The organism is Acinetobacter sp. 1542444, assembly GCF_000581835.1.
GTDB lineage: Bacteria > Pseudomonadota > Gammaproteobacteria > Pseudomonadales > Moraxellaceae > Acinetobacter > Acinetobacter pittii.
In genome coordinates this window covers 811,832-836,607 of the sequence record NZ_JEYA01000001.1, presented here as the reverse complement: position 1 = coordinate 836,607, position 24,776 = coordinate 811,832, and the positions used below count along the sequence as shown (strand labels likewise).

Here is a 24,776-nt window from a genome sequence, read left to right as displayed (position 1 = left end):
AATTAAAAGTTAAATAATGAATAAAATCACAAAAAATAGTCTTTAATGACAAGAAGTGTATGATTTGATAAATTAAAGCCACTTGATAATAATAGGTGATGTAATGAGATTTTTGGTTCTTGCAACTTTATCTGGTTTAGCTTTGATGGGTTGTGCTTCTGTTCAGCAAGCACCGAATACACAAGAGACAATTCGCTATGCTTCTAGCCCATGTTTTGGCGCATGTCCGATTTATTCTGTAGAAGTAACACCTACAGGTTTAATTCGCTTTGAAGGTAAACAATACACTAAAGCTATAGGTGTTAAAGAAATTCAAGGTAGCGTAAAAGATTATAAAAAACTTGCAGATGATCTAAAAACTTATCGCCCTGAAACAGGTACACAATCAAAAACTGCCGGTTGCCAGCAAACAGCGACCGACATGTCTAGCTATTACATTACTTGGATTCAACCTAATGGCACAGAAACTAAATTAAGCCATTACACAGGTTGTATCTCTCCAGCAAATAATAGATTGAATAAGGTTATGGAAAAGTTACCTGAACAATTAGGCATTAAAGATCTAATTTAATGATAAAAGCCCCAAAATCTTGGGGCTTTTTCTTGTTAAGAGGAATTATACATTTAAGAGTTTTATTTTAAGTATTTCTAAAAGAATCAGCGTATAATACAAATTATAAAAACATATATTGTTAAGAGTGGTTATATGTCAAATATTGTCTATGCCTTTTTTGGTGGTTTATTACTAGGCATCGCAACAGTTGGATATTTATATATAAATGGCCGTATAGCCGGAATCAGTGGTTTGCTTGCTCAAGTCATCAATCCTACTAAAGACACTTTTAAGAGTTCGGCATTCTGGTTTATTGCGGGCCTTGTGATTACACCTTTCATATATGGTTACTTTTATCAGCCTGAAATTGAAATTAAAGCTAATACATTTGCACTTATTCTAGCAGGTGTACTTGTAGGCTTTGGAACACGGTTAGGGTCGGGTTGTACAAGTGGCCATGGTATTTGTGGTATGAGCAGGTTATCAAAACGCTCGATGATAGCGACAGCAGTTTTTATGTTTGCTGGCATGTTAACGGTTTATATCATTCGTCATGTGATGGGGTAACCCTATGAAAAACATTTTTGCTTTTTTATTTGGTAGCTTATTTTCATTAGGTTTGATGATTTCTGGTATGTCTAATCCAGAAAAGGTATTAGGTTTTTTAGATATTTTTGGGCAGTGGGATATTAGCTTAATGTTTGTAATGTTAGGTGCTATTGCTGTGGCATTTATTCCATTTCAAAAGGCTATAAAAAGTCCTAAAACACTCTTTAATGAACAAATTCAATTACCAACGAATACACAGATTGACCAAAGGTTAATTGTGGGTGCTTTTATTTTCGGTATAGGCTGGGGAATAGCAGGTATATGTCCAGCGCCCGCTTTAACTCTGATTGGATTAGGGCATTTTGAAGCGCTTTATTTTATTGTCGCAATGTTATTAGGAATGTTTATTTACCGAATTTTAAATAAAGGAAATTAAGCCTATGCAACAACCTCTAGTAAAAGATTTTTTTGATGAAAACACCAATACTTTTAGCTATGTTGTTGCGGATTTAGTGACTCTTCAATGCGCTATTATTGATAGCGTGCTTGATTACGATGCCGCATCGGCCACTACAAAAACATCCAATGCTGATCTGATCGTCGATTATGTCTTGGCGCAAAACTTCAAAGTACAATGGATTTTAGAAACCCATGTACATGCCGACCATATGACTGCGGCTCAATATTTAAAATCTAAATTGGGCGGTACAATTGCGATTAGTCAAAAAATCTCGGTAGTACAAGAAACTTTTGCAGCTATCTATAATTTTGATTTTAAGAAATTCAATGAAAATCAGCCATTTGATTATTTGTTTGAAGATTATGAACATTTCAAAATAGGGGAGATAGAAGCCTATAACATTCCTACACCAGGGCATACGCCAGCTTGCTTAAGCTTTGTGATTGCCGATGCTGTTTTTGTAGGTGATACCTTATTTATGCCCGATTATGGCTCAGCAAGATGCGACTTTCCTAAAGGAAGTGCTGCTGAGCTTTATGATTCGGTCCAAAAAATTTATACACTTCCTGACAATATGCGCATGTTTTTATGCCATGACTATAAGCCCGAAGGTCGTGATGAATATATCTGTCAAACAGATATTAGAACCCAAAAACAAAGCAATATTCATTTAAATCGACGAGTTTCCAAGGACTCATTCATCAAAATGCGTCAAGAAAGAGATGCTACTTTGGCAATGCCAAAATTAATTTTGCCTTCAATTCAAATTAATATGAATGGTGGAAATTTTCCGGAACCTGAAGCGAATGGGATTCGCTATTTGAAAATCCCTTTCAATTACTTTTAGAAATAGCCTAAGCATTTATTTGGGATCGTTCAATCTATCCAAATAGCCTAAGTAAACAATAAAATTAACCCTATAAAATAGCCTAAGCAAGATTTAAAGAACTTGTCTCAAATCCCGCGAAGTCTCTTGCAATAACGGCAGAATATGTTGAATTAAATATTCTTCAGTTGTTTTCATCGTTGGAGAAACAATATTTAAAGCTGCAACCACTTTAAAGTCTTGCCCATAAATCGGTACGGCGAGCGCATGAACTCCTAATTCGTGTTCTTCACGCGAATAACACCAATCTTGTTCTCGAATCTCTTGTAGTAACTCTAGAAATTTATCATTTTCGACATGCGTATATTTAGTTAAACGCTGAAGTGGATATTTTTGGAGCCAGTCCAATTGTTCTTCTTGGCTTAAATGTGCCAATAAAATTTTACCTGCCGAGGTAGCATGAGCAGGTAACCGGTTACCCAAGTGCAAACCATATGGATTTACCCGGTCAGTTTGTTGGTGGGCAGCACTACGGGCAATGGTAATGGCTTCATAACCATCAAGTACCATCACTGAATAAATAAGGGAAGTCTGGTTAGTTAGAAGGTTTAATAAAGGCTGGGACACTTTTGGAAGCTGAGCTGCACCTAAATAAGCTCCTGAAAATTTAAGAACTTTCGGAGTTAAATAGTAATAGTGGCCATCTGACTCAAGATAACCTAAATATTCTAAAGTTAATAAATGACGTCTTGCTGCCGCTCGGGTAAGCCCAGTTTTTTCGGCAGCCATAGAAATATTTAAACGATGTTGATTACTACTAAAGCTATCTAAAATCGCCATGCCTTTACCAATACCAGCAATGTAATCTTCATGACGAATCGTTTTTTTGTTGTCCTGATTCTGGATTATCCGTTCATCTTTACTCATTACTGATCCTTGTACGATAGAAGCTTAGTAGATCAATTTGCTTTACTGAAAAAGTTTAATAATTTCATGTCGCAGAAATTGATGTCTTAAATTATCCCTTAAATCTTCGTGCCAAAACATACCCATTTTAATATTGGTTATCTCAAAAGGCAGAGAATGTAAGCAAATTTCATGACTATAAGACAAATGCTGTAAAATCATTCGAGGCATGGTGAGTATTGCGTCGGCTTGAGCTCCCAAAACTTGTAACGCCGTTGAATAGTTTTGACAGCGCATAAATACATTTCTTGAAATTTTTTGGTGTTGGTTTAAATAAATATCTTCAAGTAAAGCGCCCGTACGGCGTGACGAAACACCAATGTGCCGACCACTGATATAATTAGCTAAATCGACTTCTTTAAGTTGGCTGCAAATGACAAACTCATCTGTTACCAAATGATCAAAGGTAATTTTTGGAGATAAGTATTGTTCTAGGTCAATCACGAAATCGAGCTGTTGTGTCGCTAAGTCAGTCATAATATGTTTTCGATCGAGTTTCATACTCACAAACTGCAAATCTAAATTAAGATTTTGAAAATGTTGAGCTAGTCTTGGAAGAATAATCGGCTCAATTTCATCATGCACGGCGATTTTTAAGTTTTTTAAGCTTGTTGGATCGAACACATGTTTCTGCTGGCTAATATTTTGGATGGTTAAAAGTGCTTGTTTCACCGTTGGGTAAATCTGCTCAGCAAAAGGAGTGGCAGACATTTTATTGCCTACTCGTATAAATACATCATCTTCAAGTTGCTGACGTAAACGCTGCAAAGCATGACTTGCCGCTGACTGCGTAATATTAAGGCTACTTGCGGCATTCGAAATACTTTTTTGTTCATAAATCGCGATAAAAAGCGGATATAAATTGATATCAATCCGGTGGAAAAAACTTAGATCTAGGCCATGTAAGTTATGAATATTATTCATGAGGTGTTATTTAATAAAATCATTTCATTCATATTAAGTTTCAAGTTATGTTGATGTAAAGACCAGATAATGATGTGAAGGAAAAAAGAATGTTTGAACTTTCAAAGAAAGCTCAAGATTTTGCTGAGCGAACAAGAAAATTTATTTTAGAAGAAATAGAACCTGTCGAAGCAAAATTTTGGGAAGAGGTTCATGAGTTAAATCCAGATGGGAACTGGAAAAAATGGCAGTGGCCTGAACTGTTAGAAACTCTGAAAACTAAAGCAAAAAAAGCCGGTCTTTGGAATATGTTTTTACCCGATGAAAAGTTGGGTGCTGGGTTAACTGTTCAAGAATATGCGCATATTGCTGAATTGACTGGCCGCAGTTTATTGGCACCAACCGTTTTTAACTGTAATGCACCAGATACAGGAAATATGGAATTGTTATGGCGCTATGGTAATGAACAGCAAAAACAGCAATGGTTAGAGCCATTATTGGACGGAAAAATCCGTTCGGTTTTTTGCATGACGGAACCCGAGGTTGCTTCAAGTGATGCAACAAATATGCAAGCGACTGCCTTAATCGAAGGTAATGAAATTGTTTTAAATGGCAAAAAGTGGTGGTCTTCTGGTTTAGGTGATCCAAATGCCAAAGTCATTATTTTTATGGCGCATACCCCAGATGAAACCAAAGACCGTCATCATCAACACTCTATGGTTTTAGTACCGATTGATACCGCAGGTGTTGAAATTCAACGGATGTTACCTGTGTTTGGCGACTATGATGCACCGCATGGACACGGTGAGGTTCATTTTAATAATGTTCGAGTGCCTCTCGAAAACTTTATTGGTGGAGCGGGGCAAGGTTTTGAAATTGCACAAGGGCGTTTAGGGCCAGGACGTATTCACCATTGCATGCGTTGTATTGGCGCTGCTGAAAAAACTTTAGAGCTTATGATTGATAGAGGCATGTCTAGAACGGCGTTTGGTAAAGAAATTTTAAAACTCGGTGGAAACCTCGAACGCGTAGCCGATGCTCGAGTAGCCATAGATCAAGCCAGACTTTTAACCTTGTATGCTGCTTATAAAATGGATACTTTAGGAAATATGGCTGCTTTAACAGAAATATCTGCAATTAAAGTAGTGGCTCCGAGTGTTTTAGAAAAAGTAGTCGATATGGCGATTCAGCTACATGGCGGTGCGGGCGTTTCAAGAGATACACCATTAACGGGTTTCTTTGCCCAAGCACGCAGTTTACGTTTAGCTGATGGTCCGGATGAAGTACATAAAGGCATGATTGCCAAATTAGAGTTGGCCAAACGTGGTTATGGTCGTCATAAGAAAGTATAAGTTTAAAGGAAGTGAATATGTCGGTAATTGATGTAGGCGGTGAAGTACGTGAAGGTGAAGAGCTTGATATTGGGGCAGTTGAAAACTGGTTAAAAAACCAAGGAGTTGAGTTGGTTGGCCCAGCAGTTGTTACTCAATATACGGGCGGGGCGTCGAATTGGACTTATCGTTTAAAATATGAAAATACCGATTTAATTTTGCGACGTCCCCCAAAAGGAACAAAAGCGAAGTCAGCCCACGATATGGCCCGTGAATATATAGTGCAGAAAAATCTTGCGCCTTATTATCCAGTGCTTCCTAAAATGGTTGCACTTTGTCAGGATGAATCGGTCATTGGCTGTGATTTTTATGTCATGGAACGCATTGAAGGTATTATTCCTCGTGCAAAATTACCGCCTGAGCTTGGCTTTAATGAAGAAGGTGTCCATGAGCTTTGTGTAAACGTTATTGATAAATTGATCGAGCTACATCAAGTTCCTTATGAAAACACGCCTTTAGCTGAACTAGGTAAAGGTACAGGATATTGCCGTAGACAAGTTGAAGGTTGGGATAAGCGTTATGAAAAAGTCCGTACAATCAACGTTCCTTCTTTTAAATATGTTCGAAAATGGCTAAACGATAATATCCCTCAAGATTCTACGACTTGTATTATTCACAATGATTGGCGTTTTGATAATGTGATTTTAGATCCAAAACATCCAACTGAAGTGATTGGAGTGCTGGATTGGGAAATGGCGACTTTGGGTGATCCTCTAATGGATTTAGGTAGTGCTTTGGCCTATTGGGTTGAGCCCACGGATAATATGATTTTTAGATCGACACGTCGTCAGCCGACTCACTTAAAGGGAATGTTCTCTCGCAAAGAAGTCGTTGACTATTATTTGCAAAAAACTGGTCTGGAGCCCCAAAACTGGACTTTTTATGAAGTCTTCGGTGTATTCCGTTTAGCAGTGATCGCCCAGCAAATCTATTATCGTTATTACCATAAACAAACCAGAAACCCTGCTTTTAAAGATTTCTGGATAGTGATCCATGCACTACATATCAGAGCTTTAAAACTTATCGCCCAGCAAAAACTGCAAGAATCGGAATTTGCTCAGCAATCTCTACAGAAAATACAGGGTATTTTAAGAAGATGACCACAATTTATCTGGTAAGGCATGGACAGGCATCGTTTGGTAAAAGTAACTATGATGAGCTGTCTGAAAATGGTGAAGCTCAAGCGACTTTATTAGGCCAATATTTTAAGCAAATATTGAAAGAACAACCTTATGTGGTTGCTGGAACCATGCAGCGCCACGAGCAAACAGCAAAGCTCGCACTCAATGAATGCTTCCCAGATGCGGTAATTCATCATAATAATTTATGGAATGAGTTTAATCATCAGCAGGTTTTTGCCCGCTATGAACCGCGTTTTGAACAGCCTGAACTTTTAAAAGCTGATGTTGCACAAGAACAAAACCCGCGTGCTTATCTTGCCAAAATATTTGAAGGTGCCATTGGACGATGGACAGATGGCGATTTTCATCATGAGTATGATGAGTCTTGGCCACACTTTAAAGAAAGAGTCGAAACAGCATTGCAGCAACTTTGTGATGAGTTAGCAAAAACCAAACCTCGTTATGCAGTTGTTTTTACCTCTGGTGGTGTTATTTCCGTAGCAATTGGCAAGCTGCTTGAACTGAGCCCCAATCGAACTTTTGCCTTGAATTGGGCAATTACCAATACAAGTCTCACGACTTTACGTTTGGTTGGAAATGAAGCTCAGGTCTTAAGTTTAAATGAACATCATTTTATAAAAGCTGAGCGTCCAGATTTACTGACATGGATTTAAAAATAAGGATAAAAGCATGGCAAAGACAATTTTGATTACAGGTGCAAGTTCTGGATTGGGCGCAGGTATGGCGCATGAATTTGCAGCCAAAGGTTATAACTTGGCGATTTGTGCACGCCGTTTAGACCGATTAGAGACTTTAAAAACTGAACTTGAAAATGAGTACGGTATTAAGGTAATTGCAAAAAATCTAGACGTTACCAATTATGATCAGGTTTTTGAAGTATTTCGTGCCTTTAAACAAGAGTTCGGCTATTTAGACCGAATTATTGTAAATGCCGGAGTAGGTAATGGCCGTCGTATTGGTAAAGGTAATTTTGAAATTAACAGAGCCACAGCTGAAACAAACTTTATCTCTGCCTTAGCACAGTGTGAGGCAGCGATTGAAATTTTTAGAGCGCAAAATGTAGGTCATTTAGTGGTGATGTCATCCATGAGTGCGATGCGTGGATTACCAAAACATTTATCGACTTATGCAGCAAGTAAAGCTGCAGTTGCTCACTTGGCCGAGGGTATTCGTGCTGAATTACTGGATACCCCAATTAAAGTCTCAACCATTTTCCCGGGTTACATCCGAACTGAAATGAATGAAGGTGCTAAACATTTACCTTTTGAGGTTGACGCCAAAACAGGATGTAAAGCTTTAGTAAAAGCTATCGAAAAACAACCTGTAAAAGCTTATGTGCCACAGTGGCCATGGTTACCAATGAGTATTGCCATGAAGGTTTTACCATTAAAGTTGGTCAATAAATTAGGATAAAAAAATACCCCCTAAAATTAGGGGGGAATTTTTATTTAGAATTTTTTGGTGTAATTGACGAATAAACGGTCTTCACCAAAGTCATTGCCGTGTTTAACGTTGTAATCAATACGAATATATTGTAGAGCGACGCCTTTTAAGAATGGTTGCTGAAATGCGTAGTTTAAAATCACATTCGACTCAGTTTCATGGTTCTTTTCACCATTTGCTGCTTTAAAGTCATGGCCATATACATATTTTACCATTGCATTTAAACCCGGTACATAATCTTTAAAGTCATAGCCATACATTACATGGTAAGACTTTTCATCTTCTTTAAAGAATCCGGTAGCGTTCCAGTTAATGAAATAAGTTTCTGGTAAGAAGCCATCTGGTAGCGGGTAAGCCGACTCACCAATAATCTGTTGGTAACCCAAACCAAAGGTATGGTTTTTTACTTTAACTGTTTCAAGTAATCCAATGTTCTGCGCATCAATATCAAAAGTATTGCCATCATCTTTTGCATTGAAGTATTTAAACTTAGAGGTGAGGGCAAAAGTTGGTTGTTTCCAAGTATGTTCAAGCCCAACATAATGCTTGTTATACAGATCTTCTAAATTACCAAAATAATATTCACCCTTTAAAGACGGCGTGAATTGATAGCGTAAGTCAATGTAGTTTAGGCCATCAGATTCTTTAGTAACCCCATTTGCCGTAAAGGAAAACTTTTTAAAGTCTTCTTCATTTCTTGGCGACACTTTTTCCACTCGGCCAATTTCAGTATAGAGTTGATCTGAAAGTTGCGACTTAAGGTTAGTTCCCCAATATGAAGTGAGTAACTGACGACTAGCATCTACGGCAGTTACAGGTAAATCTAGCCAGAGTTCACCGATACTTAAAAGAGTTTTGTCATAACCCAGCTTTAAAGTCGCGCCGTATTTTAGATAGTCTGAAGCCTGAGATTGCGTTTCTTTATTAAAAGGCAAAACTGTATCCGCAACATGTTTGTCTGAACTCAAGCGCACTGCGTATTGGACAGAAGCATCAGCCCCAATCGTGATTGGCTTGTCTGCAATGACTAACGGGGGGTCATGCATTTTCGATTTATAGAATAATGATGCTGCCTGAGACCAACTGCCAGTATCTTTTAAGACATCGTTATCAAAATCACGGTTGATATAAGCATTCTTTAGCGTGAATTTCCATTCATCTTCAGTTTGCTGATTTGGATTTGCGGCCCATGAGTTGCTGCACATCAGTAATAAAGTGGCAACGGCTAAAGTGTGTGGTTTAAAACGGTGAAATAATTCCATAATCCATTTCCCAAATGTATGCCTGTCCTCGGCACTAAATAATTTCTAATATTTCGGTACTCTCTAAGCGTTTAGTTAGAGAGTACATTTTTGCAATTGGTGAGACCTATTAATTTAATTTTTCAAGCTTCATGCTTTCACTAAAGAATTTGCAGCCTTTAAAAAGTAGAATTAAAGCCAGTACACAAGACAAACCACCCACAATAGATAAAGAAGAACCCACCATTAATGGGCTACCAAAAACTTTATCTGTAATAATGGCTACCAGTGTTGTGCCAATACCGAGTCCAATTAAGTTACTCACCAAAAGGAAGAGGGCAGAAAGGCGTGCTCTAAACTGGTTTGGGGCTAACATTTGCAAAGCAGTTGCTGAAATCACTAGAGGGAAAGATGCAAAGAACATTGCAGGAATTAGTAAGCTAACTGAAAGCCAAAGCTGATCTGTTTGGGTAAAAAATGCGATTGGAATAATCAGGCCAACAATACCAATTACACCCGTGAACATCGGCGCATCTTGGCGACCTTTTTTAATAAACCAGTCATTTAGCCAGCCTGCACAAAATACGCCTAATGTATTTGCGACTAACAGAATGGTACCAAGCATATAGCCTGTTTCAGTCGGCGCCAGTTGAAACTTACGAATATAAAATGCAGGTGTCCAGCTAGTTAGGCTATAGAGTGCCATTGCATAAAAGGTAAAACCTAAATAATGACAAGCAAATGTTTTCGAATGTTTTTTAATAAACTGAAGACATTGTGTGAATTTAACTTGGTCAACTTGTCCATTTTGGTTGAGCTGTTGGCCTTTACGTGCAGGGTCTTTAACGGTCAAAATAAACAGCAAACCAATAATGATGCCGGGTAAACCCACCACTAAAAAGGCAATTTGCCATGCTTTAAGGGCCCCTAATAATGGAACTTCAATGAGTGTCACGCCTTTAAGCAGGTTAATCACATAACCGCCAACTAAGAAGGCAATACCTCCACCTAAAAAAGCACCAATTGAATAGATCCCGACAGCACGCCCCAGTTTGTCCTTACTAAACATGTCGCTAAACATTGAATAAGCCGCTGGAGATAAAGCCGCTTCACCGACACCTACTGCCATACGGCTTAAGAACAGTTGAATAAAGTTTTTACTTAAACCGCAAGTTGCTGTTGCCAGACTCCAAACAATAATCCCGATTGAAATTAGTTTTGGTCGTGAAAAACGATCGGCAATATAGGCTAAGGGTAAACCCATAACGGCGTAAAACAGTGAGAAGGCGAGGCCATGTAATAAGCTAAATTGAGTATCTGAAAGTTGGAGATCTGCTTTGATGGGTTCAATCATCAGCGCCAGAATTTGGCGGTCAATAAATGAAAATATATATGCCAACATACAAAGTATGACCACATACCATGCATATGCATTGCTTTTCTTCTGTGTCCTTTCAACAGCGATATTACTTTGGTTCATACACTTAATCCTTATGTATAAAACGCTTAAAGAAATTGATATCTAACTTTTATTATTCCTCTAAAATTTTCGATATTTCCCCCTTTTAGATAAGAATAATAAATAGGCTAGAAATGAGTAATTTGGTCTCGTACAGACCGGAAGAGTGCGTCTAAACCCAATTAGGAGTTAATGGGATTTTTAAGATCATGGAATTATTATTTTCTTTTTATATGTAAAATTCCATTACTTATTGAGTATGTTAGAATACCTAAAAAGTATGTTAAGTAATTATATATAGATAAATTTATGATATAAGAATTTGATTTTATTAGTTTTTATTGTTTTAACGAAAGAGCAGCTAAAGAAAAAGAAATTTTTAACTGCTCTAAGAGAGCTAATTTATCATAATGAGAAATATTTAGCTGGATGGCATCAGGTCAAATAATTTCTTTAACTGGGTATTTAAATTATGTAGCTCGTCTTCTGAAAAAGCATTCAGGATGCCTGCCAAGGTGACCACACTAATTTGATTAATCTGTTCAACCAGCTCAATACCTTTGGCCGTTAATTTCACCATCGAGATCCGTTCATCAGAAGTAGAAGAGTAGACCTCGACAATTCCATCTTCTACCAAGCGATATACAGCTTTTGTTGCCGTCGTTAACTTTAAAGTAGAAAGATTGGCAATGTCGGTAATACTGGCTTCCCCAAGGGCATTAGTGCTTAAAATAATTTTACGGCGTGTATTATCAATACCTAGCTTTTTTATTGATTTTTCAATCAGTTGTGAATACTTTCCATTCACTTGGGAAACCCAAAAAAAAGGGAAATTTTGAATACTCGACGGTTCTTTATTAGGAAGAAATTGTTCTAAATGATCAAGCATAGCTAAGCAATAACTTAGTGAAAAAAGGGTAATCCTATTATAAATAAAATTTTGCATATTTCCTTAAGAACAAATTATAAAAAATACTTGACAATTCCAGTAAATTTTCCCATATTTTGATTAATGGATAAAAATACATGGAAAAGTGAATGAATATTGTTAGCCAAAGCGTGCACAAAGGAAGTGGCAAGCTCAAGGTCATGGTCAAGGACACAATTGATATTCAAGGTCTAAAAACCATTGCTGGCAGTCGAGCTTTATTAAATGTTGAACCTGCTCAAGATGATGCCGAGGTTGTTAAAAACATCTTGAAAGCTGATTGCGAAATTATTGGCAAGACAAATTTGCACGAATTGGCTTTCGGTATTACAGGCATTAACCATGCTTTTGGTACACCTATTAACCCTAAATATCCTGAACTTATTCCAGGCGGATCTTCAAGTGGTTCGGCTGCGGCAGTTGCTGCTAAACAAGCTGACTTTACTCTAGGCACAGACACTGGTGGCTCTATTCGTATGCCTGCTGCGTGCTGCGGAGTTTTTGGTTTAAAACCGACTTTTGGTCGCGTGAGCAGAAAAGGTGTATATCCGCCGTCAAGTTCTTTAGATTGCGTTGGCCCTTTTGCAAATTCAGTCGAGATGATTGAAAAGGCCATGCAAATTATTGATCCAACTTTTAAACCTACTGAATTTACTAGTGCACCAAAAATTGCTGTTTTAGATGTAAAAGCAGATGAGATTATTTGGAACTGTATTTATCAGGCACTTCAAAAAGCGAATTTAGAGACCGTTTTAGAAAAAGTTGAACATTTTGAAGCGGCTTATGATGCAGGCATGCAAATTATTAATTATGAAAATTGGCAAGCTTTTGGTGAATTAACTCAAACGGGTTTAATTGGTTCTGATGTAAATAGTCGTTTATTAAAAGCGGCACACACCACTTTAGAGCAAGTAAAACAAGCAGAAGTTGTGAGAGCGCAGCTGACCCAAGAACTCGATGCTTTATTAGAAAAATATGATGCATTGGTTCTACCGACACTTCCGCAAATTCCACCGAAAGTTTCTGAAGCTGAAAACACGGTCGCTTTTTTGAATCTTACAGCTTTAGTTCGACCATTTAATTTATCAGGTCATCCAGCCATTTCAGTGCCACTTGAAACCAGTGAAGGTTTACCAGTGGGCTTACAGATCGTATCAAAGCATCAAAAAGATGAGCAATTATGCGCTATAGCTAAATTTTGTGTTGATGCAATGCAATAAATTACAAGGAGTTAGATGATGAATAAGTTGTCTAAAATGGAGTTTGTTTCTCAAGACAAAGCAGTTGACTTAGATGCTTTGTGCCAAGAAATTCGTGAGCGTGCCTGTGCAGGTGAGTTTGATAATCAAGCGTATGTGAGCCAAGACATTATCGAAAAACTTAAACAAATTGGTGTTTATCGTGCATTAGTTCCTAAGCGTTTTGGTGGTGAAGAATGGTCTCCACGGCAGTTTTGTGAATTGATCGAAACTTTATCTAAAGCTGATGGTTCAGTCGGTTGGGTGGCAAGTTTCGGTATGAGCCCTGCGTATTTAGGAAGTTTGCCTGAAGAAACGCTTAAAGAGTTATACCAAAACGGGCCAGATGTGGTGTTTGCCGGAGGTATTTTTCCACCCCAACCTGCTGAAATTACCGATGAAGGTGTAGTGGTTCGTGGACGTTGGAAATTCTCAAGTGGCTGTATGGGCGCTGACATTGTTGGCGTGGGGATTTCACCGCTTAAAAACAATGAAATGCAAGGCTTACCACGCATGGCAGTGATGCCTGCGAAAAAAGCCAAAATTGAAATGACTTGGGACACCGTTGGCCTAAAAGGCACGGGAAGCCATGATTTAGTGGTCGAAGATGTATTGGTTGAAAAGAAATGGACCTTTGTCCGTGGTGAACCTTCAAAACTAAGCGAACCATTTTTTAAATATCCGTCACTGTCTTTAGCGACTCAAGTATTAACCGTGGTGGGTATTGGTGTTGCAGCTGCCGCATTAGAAGAATTTGAAAAACTGGCGCCGGGTAAAGCATCCATTACAGGTGGGTCAGAAATTGCCAACCGCCCAGTGACTCAATATGAGTTCGCTCAAGCTGATGCTGAGTTTCAGGCTGCAAAGTCTTGGTTTTATCAAACCATGGATATTGTTTGGAATGAAATTGTTGCTGGTCGTGAAGCAACTGCTGAACAAATTAGCGATATGCGTCTGGCATGTACCCATGCAGCGCGAGTTTGCGCCAAAGTCACCCGAAAAATGCAAATGCTCGCGGGCATGACAGCGATCTATACCAACAATCCATTTAGCCGTTTTGTGAATGACACCAACGTGGTGACTCAGCATGCCTTTATGGGTGATGCAACTTTACAAAATGCAGGCTCAATCAGTTTCGGGTTAAAACCAACCCCAGGTTATTTATAAGTTTAATTTTTAATAGGATATTGAAATGGAAGCTAAAAAATCATTACGCGTTTTGTTCTGCATGGGTATTAACCAAAACTTTTTTGACGCAGAGCCAGCTGAAGCAAAAGCGGTTTGGGCAGCGTTTGGTGAGATGTGGAATGGTATTCATGACTTACCAGGCGTACATGTTTTTGGAAATCTTGATGATGACCAAAGCATGGTTGGCCCAAGTGCTGGCTGGCCATGGACAACATACTTGCTTGCAGATGTTCCGGATATTGAAACCGTACATGCCGCTTGTAACTTGTTTAGAACGACCGTGGTAGGTGAAGGGCCATACAAACTTTGGAAATATTGCAAAGTTGAAGCTCGTGTTGGGCGTGAATTGATTATCCAACGTTAAGGCGAACGCAATGACTGACAAAGTGAATATTGCAGAAATCTTAGAGCGACTAGAACAGTTAGAAGCGCACAACGCTATTCGTAATTGTTTGAACCGTTATATGGAAATCTGCGACGAGCTTAATGCAAATACAGACCTTGATGAGCTAATGAATCTTTTTGATCAGGACTGTATTTGGGAAGGTATTGGCGAGAAATATGCCAAATCTTTTGGCCGTTATGATTCTTGGCAGTCGATTTACGACATGTTTAAAAGCTATACCCAAAAAGAATCTCACTTTGTTATGAATGCACACTTTGTAAATTCAGAACAAATTTATGTAAATCAAAATGATGCAAATGCTTCTTGGCTCATGTTGCAAACTTCAACCTTTCAAGATGGCCGTAGCCATCTGAATGCAGCAAAGCTCAATGTGAAGTTTCAAAAGCAAGTAGATGGAACATGGAAAATTAAACATTTCCAAACACAGAATATTTTCAGTCGTCCCGTATCGCATTGGCACACTGAAGCTGAATTGCCGGTACCTTCCCAGGAATGACCCAGGACATATTTAAAAGGACTATTGATATGAACAGTATTATCCCAACGCATAACATTGGCATTGATTACGATGCTTTGGTTCAAAGTGACCGTGCTCATACTTCTCTTTATAAAGATGAACGTATTTTTGATGAAGAAATGGAAAAAATCTTTTATAGCACTTGGGTCTGGGTTGCGCATACCAGCGAAATTCCAGAAGGCGGAAGCTATAAAACGATTAACATCGGTAAACAGCCTGTTGTGGCGGTACGTGACCGTAAAAAGAAAGTCCATGTACTTTTAAACCGTTGTCGTCACCGTGCAGCAACCGTATGTGAACATAAAAAAGGAAAAACTAATAGTTTTGTATGTCCGTACCACGGTTGGAGTTATGCACTTGATGGCAGTTTACGTGGTGTGCCATCTCCAGAAAGTTACGGCGATTGTTTAGATAAGTCAGAATTACCGTTGGTGAGTCTACGTGTAGAAGAATATAACGGCATGATCTTCGCTTCATTTAAAGAAGATATTCAGCCTCTTGAAGAGTTCCTTGGACCTGCAAAAAAATGGATTGACCTGTTTATGAAACAAGGCGCGGGTTATCCAATTAAAGTGTTGGGTGAACACCGTTTCCGTTTTCCGGGTAACTGGAAAATCCAGCTTGAAAATACCACCGATGCTTATCATTTCCCGTTGGTACACAAGTCATTCTTAAGTTCTGTCGATGAAAAAACCGAAGAACTCTTTAACTTCGAAAACCAACCGGGCTTTGTTGAAGACTTAGGTAATGGTCACAGTGTTATGGTGATGATTCCTGAACTGGTTGATCTAGACGAAGAGCTTATGGAGCGACCAATTCAAGAGCGCTTTGAAGACTTGGCTCAAGCTTTGCGTGACGAAGGCCATGAAGAGTTAGAAGTACGCCGTATTGTTCGTGCAGTCGGTGGTTCTGGCTTTAACTTAAACTTATTCCCGAATATTGCATGTTCGATGGCGTTCTTCCGTGTGTTACAGCCAATTTCAGTTGCTGAAACAGAAATTCATCACTCGGTAATTACGATGGATGGTGGCCCACAAATTGCCAATCAATATCGCTTACGTTTGCATGAACATTTCCAAGGTCCATTTGGTTTTGGTACGCCAGATGACTCAGAAGCTTGGGAGCGCGTACAACACGGTGCCAATGCTGGTAATGATTTATGGATCATGTTGAACCGCGGTTTGCCGGGCGAAGTCAAAACTGAAGACGGCTTAAAAAGTGATGTCAGTGCTGAAACAGGTATGCGCGCAGCATACCAGCAGTGGAAAAAGATGATGACGGCTTAAGGAGAGAGCAATGAATATGAATCTGCAATTATTAAATGAAGTCACTGCTTTCATCTGGGCTGAAGCAGATATGTTAGACCACAGCGAGTACCGTGAATGGCTTAATTTATGGAATGAAAAGGGCGTTTATATCATTCCGATTGACCCGAACCTTACTGACTACGAGAACAACTTAAATTATGCCTATGACGATAATCATATGCGTACTTTACGTGTACAGCGTCTTGAAAATGGTGAGGCAATTTCTACGGCACCGAAGGCGAATACGGTACGCAGTATTTCGCGAGTACGAGTGATTCAAGATCAGGATGATGAAATCGTTTTACGCTGTGCTCAAAACTTACGTGAATTCCGTAAAGAAAACCTCAAGCATTACACCGCAGATATTACTTACCATTTGACTCGTGATGCCGATACTGGTTTTAAGATTAACCGTAAAATCATTAACTTGGTTAACTCAACCGATACCTTAGCTGGTATTAGCTACATTCTTTAGGAGCGGTAACATGAAACAGGTTGTTTTAGTGACAGGTGCTGCTTCTGGACTCGGTAATGTGATTGCTGAATATTTTGCGAGCCAAGGCCATCAAGTGATTTTGTCGGCAAGTACGCTTGAAAAAGCCGAGAATGCCAAGGCACAAAGTCAATATGCACAAAATATGTTTCCCTTGAAATTAGATATTTCAGTTGAGGCAGATTTTCATGCAGCGGTGCAATGGATTGAAGAGAAATTTTCTAAAGTTGATGTGTTAATTAACAATGCCACCGTCACCAAAGCAACGCCGGTATTAGAAATTACCGCAGCCGATTTTGATTGGGTGACCCAAGTCAACCAGCGCGGCACCTTTCAAGCTTGCCAAATTATTGGCCAATTTATGGCTAAAAAAGGTTATGGACGCATCATTAATATGGCGTCGTTAGCAGGACAAAACGGTGGTACTGCAACAGGTGCACACTACGCGGCAACCAAAGGTGCGATTGTGACGTTAACCAAAATTTTTGCCAAAGAGTTTGCGGCAAAAGGGGTAACGGTCAATGCAGTTGCACCGGGACCAATGGAATCACCAATCGTTCATAGCGTGGTGCCAGACGAAAAAATGGAACAGTTTATCCAGAATATTCCGGTTAAAGCCTTAGGAAGTATGCACTTTATTGCTGAAACTTGTGGGTTGCTTGCGAGTCCAAATGCGGGGTTTGTGACTGGTGCAACATGGGATATTAACGGTGGTTTATTCATGCGTTAAGCCAATAAGCTACGCATGAAAAGGGAGTTGAATCATGACTACACTTTATGATGTTGTCGTTAAAAATCGCCATGTGGAAGGTGGAAATATTGCAGTTATGGAGTTTGAATCAGCAACTTCTGCTGCATTACCAAAGGTTGAACCCGGTGCACATATTGATGTGCATTTACCAAATGGCATGGTGCGCCAATATTCGCTTTGCCAAAATCCAAATGACGAAGGAAAGTTTCGCCTTGGAATTTTACGTGACCCTGAATCACGTGGGGGATCAATTTCTGCATTTGATGAAATTAAAGATGGCATGCAAATTCAGGTCAGTGAGCCAAAAAATTTATTTCCACTTTTAAAAGCCAAACACAGTGTTTTGATTGGCGGTGGAATCGGGATTACACCGTTAATAACGATGGCGTACCAACTTGCATACGAAGGCGAATCATTTGAGCTTCATTACTGTGGTGCTAGCCCAGAAAACTGTGCTTTTGTTGATGAAATTAAAAATGGTGAGTTAGCACAATACACAACTTTCCATTTTAAATCCGAAGGCGCAAGCCATAGAGCATTTTTTGAATCTGCCATCAAAGATATTGACCTTGAGAGCCATATTTACACCTGTGGTCCAGTCGGTTTCATGGATTGGGTGATTAACCTCGCCACGACTCACGATTTTCCTGAACAGCAAATCCACAAAGAATATTTCCAAGTTGAAACTGATACTTCTGGAGATTCATTTGAGGTGGTGGCTGAGCGTAGTGGAAAAATCATTATGGTTGAAGCTGGCGAAACCATTTTGCAGGCTTTGGCGAAAGAAGGCATCGAGATTGAGATGTCTTGCGAACAAGGCGTATGCGGAACCTGTATGTGCGATGTAATTGAAGGTGAACCTGATCATCGAGATGTTTACTTTACTGACGAAGAAAAGGCCAGCAATGAGCAAATATTGGTGTGCTGTTCACGCTCTAAAACATCGAGATTAGTTTTAGATATCTAATGCTCTCGCGATTTATATGGATGTAAGAGAAGGTTTAGGAGAAAGATGATGAATGTATTACAACAAATAGATGAGTTTACGGTCGATCCACTACAGTTCCGACGGGCATTAGGAAATTTTGCAACAGGCGTTACCATTGTTACTGCACAAAATGCACAAGGCGAGAAAGTCGGTGTAACCGCAAATAGTTTTAACTCGGTGTCACTCGATCCACCACTTATTTTGTGGAGCATTGATAAAAAATCTTCGAGTTTTTCAGTATTTGAAGAAGCGACACATTTTGCTGTCAATATCTTATCGGGTACGCAAATTGAGCTGTCTAATAAGTTTTCGAGACGCAATATTGATAAATTTGCAGACACCAATTTTCAACTTGGCGCAGGACGCGCACCCATTTTAGAAAATTGTTCTGCTGTGTTTGAGTGTGAACGCTATCAAGTGATTGAAGGTGGTGACCACTGGATTATTATTGGTAAAGTGGTTCGTTTTCATGACCAAGGCCGAAGCCCGCTGGTTTACCATCAAGGTGCATATTCTTGTGTCATGCCGCATCCAAGCCTTCAAGTTAAGCAAACTGAAGAGAACGGCGTAGACCAAACACATTATGGGCACTTATATAACAATGTCTGCTATTTGATGAGCCGTGCTTTTAAAGCTTATCAAACCGACTATATTCCTAAGCAAATGGCTTCTGGTTTCCGTACCAGTGAATCACGTCTTTTACTGGTTTTAGCCAGTGGTACTGCCTCAAGTAAGGAAGATTTACCGCGTGATATTGCTATGCCAATGCAGGAAGTTGAAAGGTCGGCTGAAATCTTAAAATTTGAAGGATTATTGGTCGATCACGATAATTTGTATGCACTGACCGAGAAAGGTAAACAAACGGCGCAGTATTTATTTGATATTGCCGACAGCCACCAAAATGAGGTGTTTAAAAAGTATTCTGAGGAGCAAAAGGATATTTTTATTACCATGCTGCGAGACTTTGCAGGAGTAGCATAAGTCCCATTAAGCTGATAAATTAAATTGATTTATCAGCTTCTTTACATCTAGCTGACTATCAGCAAAACAATTCCAAGGATAAGGAATTTTTGGCACACAATTTGTTTATCAATAAAACAAGATTGCAAATAAGCCAAGACAGTGCACCACCACAAACGCAAAATTTTGAGCGGTGGTACATGTATAGAGAGGTAAGGGATGAACCAATATGTAAGCGATGCATTACTCACATGGACGCACCATATTAAAAGTGTGTGCGGCAATTTTGAAACCGATTTTGACGGGACCCGTAATTTATTCATTGGTGAAGTTCAGTGCTTTTTATTGGGCGATACCGAAATTGCTTTTATCAAAAACAATGCCAATAAAATTGTCCGAAAAGCCGATGAAATCGATCGAGTGAATAATCGTTTTTGTTTTTTGATTTTGCAGTATTCGGGAAAAATGTTGCTCGAATATAAAAATGAAACCTTAAGCCTGAATGAAGGCGATATTGTGTTGGTAGACCCAGTCGAAACAATTTCGATGTACCCGCAAGGTTTGGTAAGCCAGATTTCAGTGCACCTGTCGCGTGAAAAATTACTGAAAGAAAATATTAGTACCGAATATTTTGGAAAGCTCATTACGCAAAATATGAGTGGTTTTTTACTCAAGAATATTTTGAAAAATATGTCTGCTGAAAACATCAAACTTTGGTACGCAACCGAGGATGGCAATGCTTTTGAAGATGCGCTGATCGCCTTAATCAAACCCACAATCAATTATAAAAATATAAATAGCTCAAATAATCTAATGGAAAAAGCTGAGCGTTATATTATAGAAAACTTAGCAAAACCAGATTTAACCCCTAAATTAATTGCAGAGCATATTGGGGTGTCGCTACGTCATCTCTACCGTTTATTTCTTCAAGAAAATTTATCTATTAACAAATATATACAGCTCAAACGCCTAGAAAAAGTCAAAGCGGATTTGCTTGATAAAAAGAACAAACAGAGTTCGATTACCCAGATTGCCTTGAAATGGGGTTTTTGGGACGGCGCTCATTTTTCAAAGATCTTTAAAAAAACATATGGTATCTCTCCTAAAGAATTTAGAGAGGGTATGCCGGTTTAAATCTTTCATCTCTCAATGTCATTTTTAGACAAATTCGACGTCATTCTTGAACAAGCTAGCCCTATGTAACTGTGTTGAAATTAAATTCATTAGAGCAGGTTAGATAAGCTTAATAACCATAAAACTATTAAGTTGGTCTAATGAATTTCACTCACAGGAAGTGCATTTTAACTATCTGATTCAGATAGTTCAGGGATAAATGAAAAGGATGAAACCAATGGGTAAACAACGATTATTGAATGACATACAAAAAATACTGGCACTTAACTTATCAATCGCTGCAAGCTTTTGGGGAGTCAATACTCAAGCGTTTGCACATGGTGGAAAGGCCGACATGGTCTCACTTTATCAAAACATGAGTGAGCAAGGCGCTAAAGTTGTCAAAGACGATTTTACTAATACTTATATGATTACCAAAGGCTCTATGGTGGTTCGAGCTAAACCTAATTCAGATCAGGTTTTGGTGAACGGCAAACCTTTCAAACTCAGTGTGCCTTTATTAATTAAAGATGGTAAACCTGTTATTGGAAAAGATTTTTTTAATGAAGTATTCCAGTCTGGTTTAGACCAAACTTTTAAAATTGAAAATACGTTTCACCCGCTCAATAGCTTAAATTCTGATGAAATTAAAAAGACCTTTGATGTGATTAACCGCTCGAAATACGCCTATAAAAATATGCGTTTTGCCGAGTTAAAGCTTAAAGAGCCTGAAAAAGCCAAAGTCTGGGATTACTTTATTAATCACAAAGAATTTAAAGAAGATCGTATTGCCTCATTTATTTTATTAAAGGGGAGTCAAGCGATTGAAGGTGAAGTTAACCTTAACACTCAACAAGTCACAAAATGGAATGTACTGAAAGACACTCATGGAATGGTGTTGCTCGATAATTTTGAAGCCGTACAGCGTGTAATTGAGACGAGTAAAGAATATCAAGATGCATTGCGGAAACGTGGCATTACCGATGTGAAGAAAGTGATTGCTACACCACTAACTGTTGGATATTTTGGCGGTAAAGATGGTCTGGACAAACAACTCAATATATTAAAAGTTGTTGCTTACCTTGATGTCGGTGATGGTAACTACTGGGCGCATCCTATTGAAAATTTAGTTGCTGTAGTCGATTTAGATAAAGAAAAAATTATCAAGATTGAAGAAGGTGCGATCATTCCTGTGCCAATGGCAAATCGACCTTATATGTCGAATAAGCCCGTAGCAAGTAAGCTAAAACCCCTCAATATTACTGAACCTGAGGGCAAAAACTTTAGCATTACAGGTCAAACCATACATTGGGGCAACTGGTGTTTGCATGTGGCGTTAGATTCTCGTGTTGGCTTACAGCTTTCAACCGTGACTTACAAAGATAAGGGCGTAAAGCGTAAAGTCATGTATGAAGGTAACTTGGGTGGAATGGTGGTTCCATATGGTGATCCTGATATCGGTTGGTACTTCAAATCTTATTTAGACTCTGGCGAATATGGTATGGGAACACTTACCTCATCTATTATTCCGGGAACAGATGCACCCGACAACGCTGTTTTACTTGATGCCGTGATTGCTGACTATAAAGGCCAGCCACAAGTGATTCCAAATGCCATTGCCGTGTTTGAACGTTATGCTGGGCCTGAATATAAACATCACGAAATTTTTGGTAATCAAGATGCCAGTGAAGCCCGCCGTGAACTTGTTGTGCGCTGGATTAGTACGGTTGGAAACTACGATTACATGTTTGACTGGGTATTTGCCCAAAATGGTGTAATTGGGATTAATGCGGGTGCAACGGGTATTGAAGCTGTTAAAGGCGTTAAATCACGCACCATGCATGACAGTACCGCAAAAGAAGACACCAAATATGGAACTTTAATTGACCATAATATTGTGGGTACAACGCATCAGCACATCTATAACTTCCGCTTAGATATGGATGTAGATGGGGAAAACAACAGCTTTATGCATATGGACCCTGTGGTGAAAGCCAATGACAAAGGTGGTGTTCGTACAAGCTCAATGCAAATTGATAGTAAAGTCATTACGAATGAGCAAAATGCAGCTGAAAAATTTGATCCATCCACTATTCGCTTACTCACGAATTTCAATAAGGAAAATAAATTAGGTAATCCGGTTTCTTACCAATTAATTCCGTTTGCAGGTGGAACACACCCTGTGGCAAAAGGAGCCAATTTCTCTAAAGATGAATGGTTATTTAAACGTTTGAACTTTATGGATAAGCAAATTTGGGTGACTCAGTACAATCCAGACGAACGCTACCCTGAAGGGAAATATTCAAATCGTTCGACTCATGACACAGGATTAGGGCAGTTCATTGGTAACAACGAAAATATTGAAAATAAAGACCTCGTGGTGTGGATGACAACAGGTACAACCCATGTGGCACGTGCTGAAGAGTGGCCAATCATGCCAACAGAATGGGTAAATACACTCATCAAACCTTGGAACTTCTTTGACAACACGCCGACTTTAAATTTGGGTGAACAAGAGCAAAACACACAGCACGACCATCAATAAAAATGTGAATAAGCCAGAATGGGTAACGAATAGGTTACCCATACCTGAGCACGGTTAGACCATTCGCAAAAAAGGAATTTCTCAATGAAAAATTTATTTTCTCAGGTTGTGAGAGGGACTCTCTTTGTCTCATTTTTTTCAACTGTGCATGCTGGTGAGCTTGAAATTAAACCGACTTTTGAAGCAACTTTGGGGGCTTTTAGTAGCGGTAAAAGCTATAACGGTGAAAACCTAGATGATGAAAGAATCAATTGGCAAGAAGGCCATCTTAAATATGGTGCAAAAGGACAATACACCTTCAAAAACAATCAGCTCTATGCAAGCTTGAGCGGTATTAGCTCGGCAACATTTGGTGATGGTGATGCTGGCCAAAATAGTAATGGTAAAGAACGCAAAACGGATGTGAATGAATGGATCATTGGTTTTAAAGACGGCACCAATAAAGATGAGTTAACGACCTATGATTTAAGTATCGGTCGACAAAATATCATGATTGGTGATGGGTTCTTCATTGCGGGTGATGCATTAAATCTCGGTAAAGCGCCCGCGGACGGCACACTAGATCGGGGCGGAGCATATTATCTGGCAGCTCGTCGAAGCTTTGATTTTACAAGTTTGCTTCAATATAAACCGCAAGAGAATACAACCCTAAAGTTGGCTTATTTAAAATCGGACAATAAAGCACAATTTTCCCCAGAACTCTTTGTGACTGATCTGATGTATCAGCTTAAAGATAAGGGCGTTGGGTTCACTTACTTAAATGTATTCGACCTAGAAGATACTGAACAGATTTCAGGGCGAGAAGATCTTAAAAATTATGCTTTACGTTTGAATTATCAACCTTTACCAGAGCTGCAAGTTAAAACTGAGTTTGTAGTTCAAGATAAAAAAGATGGCCACGAAAATGCTGGCTACTTAGCGCTGAACTATAACTTTTTATCTTCAAAATATACGCCTTCATTAGGCTACCGTTTTAGCCATTTTTCAGACCAATACGACACGATGTTTTATGGAAATACAGTCGGCTTTGGTACATGGTTTCAGGGCGAAGTTGCAGGAAACTATGCAGGCCCATTCAACAAAAATGCCGATATTCATCAAGTTTCTTATAGTCTGAATCTAAAAGAAAATTTTATGTTGGGTGCTTTGGCCTATAAGTTCAAAACAGTAAATAAGTCTTTAACCAATGTGGATGGACATGAGTTAGATGTCTTTTCAGTCTGGTCGGTTAATAAAAAATTCAATGTTATTCCTTTAGCAGGACTCTATAAACCAAAACACGATATCCATAATGGTGGTACTCAAAACTACGATGACAAGACCAATGTATATGCGCAGTTGATTCTGCAATACATCTATTAAATTAGAGCGAAGGAGATCGTGTTTATTGGCGGTACATTCATAGAAAT

General features: G+C 38.9%; 25 protein-coding genes. 20 read left to right on the top strand and 5 right to left on the bottom strand.

Features of this window, described 5'->3' with window-relative positions; all coding sequences use genetic code 11:
• The first annotated feature begins 112 nt into the window (after positions 1-112).
• From J580_RS08205 to J580_RS08190, 4 genes are all read left to right on the top strand, one after another.
• Positions 113-571: a DUF6438 domain-containing protein gene (locus tag J580_RS08205; RefSeq protein ID WP_014206923.1), complete on the top strand. Its 459-nt coding sequence runs from the start codon at positions 113-115 to the stop codon at positions 569-571.
• 135 nt (positions 572-706) lie between these two features.
• A complete protein-coding gene (locus tag J580_RS08200) occupies positions 707-1,120 on the top strand; it encodes a YeeE/YedE family protein (RefSeq protein ID WP_005069081.1) in 414 nt (137 codons plus the stop codon).
• 4 nt (positions 1,121-1,124) lie between these two features.
• Positions 1,125-1,538 (top strand): YeeE/YedE family protein, encoded by a 414-nt coding sequence (locus tag J580_RS08195; protein WP_032003759.1) that lies wholly within the window; start codon positions 1,125-1,127, stop codon positions 1,536-1,538.
• A gap of 4 nt (positions 1,539-1,542) precedes the next feature.
• Positions 1,543-2,409 carry an MBL fold metallo-hydrolase gene (locus J580_RS08190; protein WP_032003758.1) on the top strand — a complete coding sequence of 289 codons (867 nt, stop codon included), beginning with the start codon at positions 1,543-1,545 and terminating at the stop codon, positions 2,407-2,409.
• A 93-nt stretch (positions 2,410-2,502) separates the two neighbouring features.
• On the opposite strand, the gene pcaU is transcribed toward J580_RS08190, so the two are convergent.
• Entirely contained in the window at positions 2,503-3,315 is an 813-nt protein-coding gene (gene pcaU, locus J580_RS08185) for an IclR family transcriptional regulator PcaU (RefSeq protein ID WP_002120879.1), read from the bottom strand.
• A 42-nt stretch (positions 3,316-3,357) separates the two neighbouring features.
• Positions 3,358-4,278 (bottom strand): LysR family transcriptional regulator, encoded by a 921-nt coding sequence (locus J580_RS08180; RefSeq protein WP_032003757.1) that lies wholly within the window; start codon positions 4,276-4,278, stop codon positions 3,358-3,360.
• Between the two features lie 89 nt (positions 4,279-4,367).
• On the opposite strand from J580_RS08180, the gene J580_RS08175 reads away from it, so the two are divergent.
• From J580_RS08175 to J580_RS08160, 4 genes are read left to right on the top strand one after another with little or no spacing between them, the layout of a single operon-like run.
• Positions 4,368-5,609 carry an acyl-CoA dehydrogenase family protein gene (locus J580_RS08175; RefSeq protein WP_032003756.1) on the top strand — a complete coding sequence of 414 codons (1,242 nt, stop codon included), beginning with the start codon at positions 4,368-4,370 and terminating at the stop codon, positions 5,607-5,609.
• Between the two features lie 17 nt (positions 5,610-5,626).
• Complete coding sequence (locus tag J580_RS08170) at positions 5,627-6,748, top strand: phosphotransferase family protein (RefSeq protein ID WP_032003755.1); 1,122 nt, start codon at positions 5,627-5,629, stop codon at positions 6,746-6,748.
• Complete coding sequence (locus J580_RS08165) at positions 6,745-7,443, top strand: histidine phosphatase family protein (protein WP_032003754.1); 699 nt, start codon at positions 6,745-6,747, stop codon at positions 7,441-7,443. The genes J580_RS08170 and J580_RS08165 overlap by 4 nt, the downstream gene beginning before the upstream one ends.
• 16 nt (positions 7,444-7,459) lie before the next feature.
• Positions 7,460-8,203 carry an SDR family oxidoreductase gene (locus J580_RS08160; RefSeq protein WP_032003753.1) on the top strand — a complete coding sequence of 248 codons (744 nt, stop codon included), beginning with the start codon at positions 7,460-7,462 and terminating at the stop codon, positions 8,201-8,203.
• Positions 8,204-8,238: 35 nt separating this feature from the next.
• Here the strand turns inward: J580_RS08160 and J580_RS08155 are convergent, their stop codons facing one another.
• The 3 genes from J580_RS08155 to J580_RS08145 form a co-directional block, all read right to left on the bottom strand.
• Positions 8,239-9,495 (bottom strand): OprD family outer membrane porin, encoded by a 1,257-nt coding sequence (locus tag J580_RS08155; protein ID WP_032003752.1) that lies wholly within the window; start codon positions 9,493-9,495, stop codon positions 8,239-8,241.
• A 109-nt stretch (positions 9,496-9,604) separates the two neighbouring features.
• Complete coding sequence (locus J580_RS08150) at positions 9,605-10,954, bottom strand: spinster family MFS transporter (protein ID WP_017399597.1); 1,350 nt, start codon at positions 10,952-10,954, stop codon at positions 9,605-9,607.
• A 400-nt stretch (positions 10,955-11,354) separates the two neighbouring features.
• Positions 11,355-11,822, bottom strand: a complete 468-nt coding sequence (locus J580_RS08145; RefSeq protein ID WP_002121038.1) for a MarR family winged helix-turn-helix transcriptional regulator — start codon at positions 11,820-11,822, stop codon at positions 11,355-11,357.
• A gap of 149 nt (positions 11,823-11,971) precedes the next feature.
• On the opposite strand from J580_RS08145, the gene J580_RS08140 reads away from it, so the two are divergent.
• The 12 genes from J580_RS08140 to J580_RS08085 all read left to right on the top strand — a co-directional run bounded on the left by J580_RS08140 (position 11,972) and on the right by J580_RS08085 (position 24,729).
• A complete protein-coding gene (locus J580_RS08140; RefSeq protein ID WP_032003751.1) occupies positions 11,972-13,081 on the top strand; it encodes an amidase in 1,110 nt (369 codons plus the stop codon).
• Between the two features lie 36 nt (positions 13,082-13,117).
• On the top strand, positions 13,118-14,266 hold the full coding sequence (locus J580_RS08135; protein ID WP_081403596.1) for an acyl-CoA dehydrogenase family protein: 1,149 nt from the start codon (positions 13,118-13,120) through the stop codon (positions 14,264-14,266).
• 25 nt (positions 14,267-14,291) lie between these two features.
• Positions 14,292-14,651 carry a hypothetical protein gene (locus J580_RS08130; protein WP_000387554.1) on the top strand — a complete coding sequence of 120 codons (360 nt, stop codon included), beginning with the start codon at positions 14,292-14,294 and terminating at the stop codon, positions 14,649-14,651.
• Positions 14,652-14,661: 10 nt separating this feature from the next.
• Positions 14,662-15,189 (top strand): nuclear transport factor 2 family protein, encoded by a 528-nt coding sequence (locus J580_RS08125; protein WP_032003749.1) that lies wholly within the window; start codon positions 14,662-14,664, stop codon positions 15,187-15,189.
• A 29-nt stretch (positions 15,190-15,218) separates the two neighbouring features.
• Positions 15,219-16,496: an aromatic ring-hydroxylating oxygenase subunit alpha gene (locus J580_RS08120; RefSeq protein ID WP_032003748.1), complete on the top strand. Its 1,278-nt coding sequence runs from the start codon at positions 15,219-15,221 to the stop codon at positions 16,494-16,496.
• 10 nt (positions 16,497-16,506) lie between these two features.
• Positions 16,507-16,992 (top strand): aromatic-ring-hydroxylating dioxygenase subunit beta, encoded by a 486-nt coding sequence (locus J580_RS08115; protein ID WP_001056940.1) that lies wholly within the window; start codon positions 16,507-16,509, stop codon positions 16,990-16,992.
• 10 nt (positions 16,993-17,002) lie between these two features.
• Positions 17,003-17,740, top strand: a complete 738-nt coding sequence (locus J580_RS08110) for an SDR family NAD(P)-dependent oxidoreductase (protein WP_032003747.1) — start codon at positions 17,003-17,005, stop codon at positions 17,738-17,740.
• Positions 17,741-17,774: 34 nt separating this feature from the next.
• Complete coding sequence (locus J580_RS08105) at positions 17,775-18,728, top strand: PDR/VanB family oxidoreductase (protein ID WP_032003746.1); 954 nt, start codon at positions 17,775-17,777, stop codon at positions 18,726-18,728.
• A gap of 45 nt (positions 18,729-18,773) precedes the next feature.
• The gene (locus tag J580_RS08100) at positions 18,774-19,730 is read left to right on the top strand and encodes a p-hydroxyphenylacetate 3-hydroxylase reductase component (RefSeq protein ID WP_080746809.1); all 957 of its coding nucleotides are present in this window, start codon (positions 18,774-18,776) and stop codon (positions 19,728-19,730) included.
• A 198-nt stretch (positions 19,731-19,928) separates the two neighbouring features.
• Positions 19,929-20,843: a transcriptional regulator FeaR gene (feaR, locus tag J580_RS08095; RefSeq protein ID WP_001077875.1), complete on the top strand. Its 915-nt coding sequence runs from the start codon at positions 19,929-19,931 to the stop codon at positions 20,841-20,843.
• 208 nt (positions 20,844-21,051) lie between these two features.
• Positions 21,052-23,367: a primary-amine oxidase gene (tynA, locus tag J580_RS08090; protein WP_081403564.1), complete on the top strand. Its 2,316-nt coding sequence runs from the start codon at positions 21,052-21,054 to the stop codon at positions 23,365-23,367.
• 144 nt (positions 23,368-23,511) lie between these two features.
• Positions 23,512-24,729, top strand: a complete 1,218-nt coding sequence (locus tag J580_RS08085) for a hypothetical protein (RefSeq protein WP_081403595.1) — start codon at positions 23,512-23,514, stop codon at positions 24,727-24,729.
• Positions 24,730-24,776: the final 47 nt, after the last annotated feature.